A 2473-nucleotide genomic window follows, 5' to 3' on the forward strand; every position below is an offset into this window, starting at 1 on the left:
TTGCGGAGCTGAAATGAGGATGAACGACTTCGGACCGTCTAAGGCCGGTAGCAACCGCTTGCCCCGAGATGGGGTATTTCTACAGCGTCGTTAGAGGGCACTATGAGACTCCTGTCCGGATTCAAGAATCTCTTTGGCAGCACAGATGCTCCCTCATCCAATGTGTTGGAGACACCCACTCTACGTATCGTGCTTCCGCCGGACTGGAAAGTGAAACTTCGGACGAGTCCGATTTCCGCAGTCGGACCGCGCGGTGAGGTGTTAAAGGTCACGTCGTTTGCTGTGACTGGGAACGGCACACCGGAGGAGTTAGCCGGAATTCGCACTGAGCTTCTTGGCAAGCTTCATCGCACCATCGAAGCAACAGCAGCAGAACCTGTGTTCACTGAATTTTCAGGTGTCACAGAAGAAACTCTGCCCTCTGCCATGCTTTTGGTCGCGACGCTCAAATCCGTTCGCGGGGGTTTTGCATTTTGGCAGTTCGGTTTGCTTGGGGCCAGTACTGCTCTCTATGCCAATTGTCAATTCCCTCCCACGGCGTCAAGTCAAGAATCAGTTTCGGCGGCAATCAGAGGCACCGAATGGCGCTGAGCCCTCTAACTTTGCGGTGGAGCAGACGCGCATGAAGCCGCGCGCCGCTCACCTTGCACGTTGGGCGTCACAATGAGCACGCTTACCGCTTCGCCTAGTTCGCCAGCCGAAGACCAACTCCGCCTCGCAACATGCTTCGCACAGAAGCTACGCGAAGGCCTGCCGTACAATGAAAAAACGTTCCGAACGGCATATCTCGAAACGTTGCCATCGGCCTCAGTGGAATCACCGCGTCTTTCCGAGCTATGGTCTCGGGAGCTTTGGAGGCAACTCCAAACGGTTCCCTCTCAACATTTTGTCACTGCATCAAAGCAGCCGCATACCCTGTCGGCATTGCTCTATCGAGTCTGGGGCAAATGCGTTTAACACTTTTTCAGCCACGCCTGTTTTTGGGGTCGCAATGACGCCCAACATCACAATCCACCGGACCTCCGGCAAGCTGCGCTTGCCTTCGTCCGGTGATTTTCAACGTTGGGCACCACCTCAACCAAGACACTTCGCCAATCGACCATACGCCCTCTAGGAGTCACTATGACCGCAAAGATGTCTCTCGCTCTGTTAGTAGCCGCTAATCTATTCGTCCATGGCGCAGCAAATGCCAACGTCACATACCACTACACATCGAACAACCTTGAGCCGTGGGTTGGATTCGATTCAGGGCAACCATATTCGCCATTGACCCTTTCCTTAGATTTCTCTGATGATGGTTCCACGCTCGAAAATTGGAGCGCATATCAAGAACAGATTGGCGCGATTACCAAAGCCGACACCCTTGGATTGGGATACGGACTAACACCACATCTCTACCTGACAACCGATTCAGTGGGTCAGGTGACATCGTGGTATGTATCCGTCTATACGTCTTACGACACCGACGGTTCCAGTGGGGCGTACAAGCAATCTGTACTCTCCTATAGTGGGCAAATTCTGGGACAGCCAGTGTCATCCGGCGCGCCTTCAGCGTGGGATCACGTTGCTCTGATATCGCCGCTCCCTGAAAGGAATTTCCTTTTCATCGCGCATACCCTGCGCAACCCAGGCACTTGGTCATCTACTGGGTCGATTGCAAACCTTAACTATCAATCTGCCACACCTGTGCCCGAGCCTGAAGCCTATGCGATGCTACTTATTGGTACGGTTTTCATAGGTATGTGGACTCGGCGCAAGAACCAACCGGCAAAGGGGAGTGGATGATGCCCAACCCGCCGGTCGAGAGGGACGCTTCGCAAGCGGGCTTCGCCCGCTCGCTCCGCGCCCCTCACCTAGCACGTTGGACGGCATGATGGAAGCATGGTGGCACGCGCTGAATACGATCGCGGCGCATAGGCCAGCGGCGGTCTTCGAGATGGTGAATGGCACCCGGTTCTGGTGGATGCCTACCGCCGAACAGATTCGAGCCGACAGACTTTCGGATGCTTTTGCTTACAACGACCTTCGAACTGTGACGCTCTTTGATTTCGTGAACTTCGGATCCAAGCAATGGCAGTGTGACCTAGACTCCCTAGAAGTGGACTTGAAAGGCATCCCTAAATTGCAGATCCGCGTTATGCAGGATGTGCTCTTTCAACCTGCGGCTCCAAAGAACCGCGTGCTCGTGCTGGAGCTTCAGCAGGCATTTCCATGAAGTGTCGCATTTCGTCCAACCCTGCGCTCCAGCGGACGGCTTCGCCGCCCGCTGAGCTGGCACGTTGAGGCTGTAGAAAAACCCCTCCCACCCCACCGCCGTCCACATGCCGTCGTTATGATTGCGCATCGCCTCCCCGGAGCCTTGCGATGCCGCGATTCAAGACGCCTGACTACGGCCTGAAGCTCATCCCGGTCGATTTCGCGCAGCAGGTGCTGCCCGGCACCTTCGAGTTCGCGCTCTGCCACCTGGTCGACA

The 2473-nt window shown here is 55.4% G+C and carries 3 protein-coding genes; all 3 read left to right on the forward strand.

Annotated features, from left to right (window positions below):
- The first annotated feature begins 102 nt into the window (after positions 1 to 102).
- The 3 genes from METUNV2_RS19940 to METUNV2_RS0118705 all read left to right on the forward strand — a co-directional run bounded on the left by METUNV2_RS19940 (position 103) and on the right by METUNV2_RS0118705 (position 2215).
- Positions 103 to 591, forward strand: a complete 489-nt coding sequence (locus METUNV2_RS19940; protein ID WP_157281600.1) for a hypothetical protein — start codon at positions 103 to 105, stop codon at positions 589 to 591.
- Between the two features lie 531 nt (positions 592 to 1122).
- The gene (locus METUNV2_RS19945) at positions 1123 to 1785 is read left to right on the forward strand and encodes a PEP-CTERM sorting domain-containing protein (RefSeq protein WP_232415768.1); all 663 of its coding nucleotides are present in this window, start codon (positions 1123 to 1125) and stop codon (positions 1783 to 1785) included.
- A gap of 85 nt (positions 1786 to 1870) precedes the next feature.
- Positions 1871 to 2215: a hypothetical protein gene (locus METUNV2_RS0118705; RefSeq protein WP_018231005.1), complete on the forward strand. Its 345-nt coding sequence runs from the start codon at positions 1871 to 1873 to the stop codon at positions 2213 to 2215.
- Positions 2216 to 2473: the final 258 nt, after the last annotated feature.

It is taken from the genome of Methyloversatilis universalis EHg5 (assembly GCF_000378945.1).
Lineage (GTDB): Bacteria > Pseudomonadota > Gammaproteobacteria > Burkholderiales > Rhodocyclaceae > Methyloversatilis > Methyloversatilis universalis_A.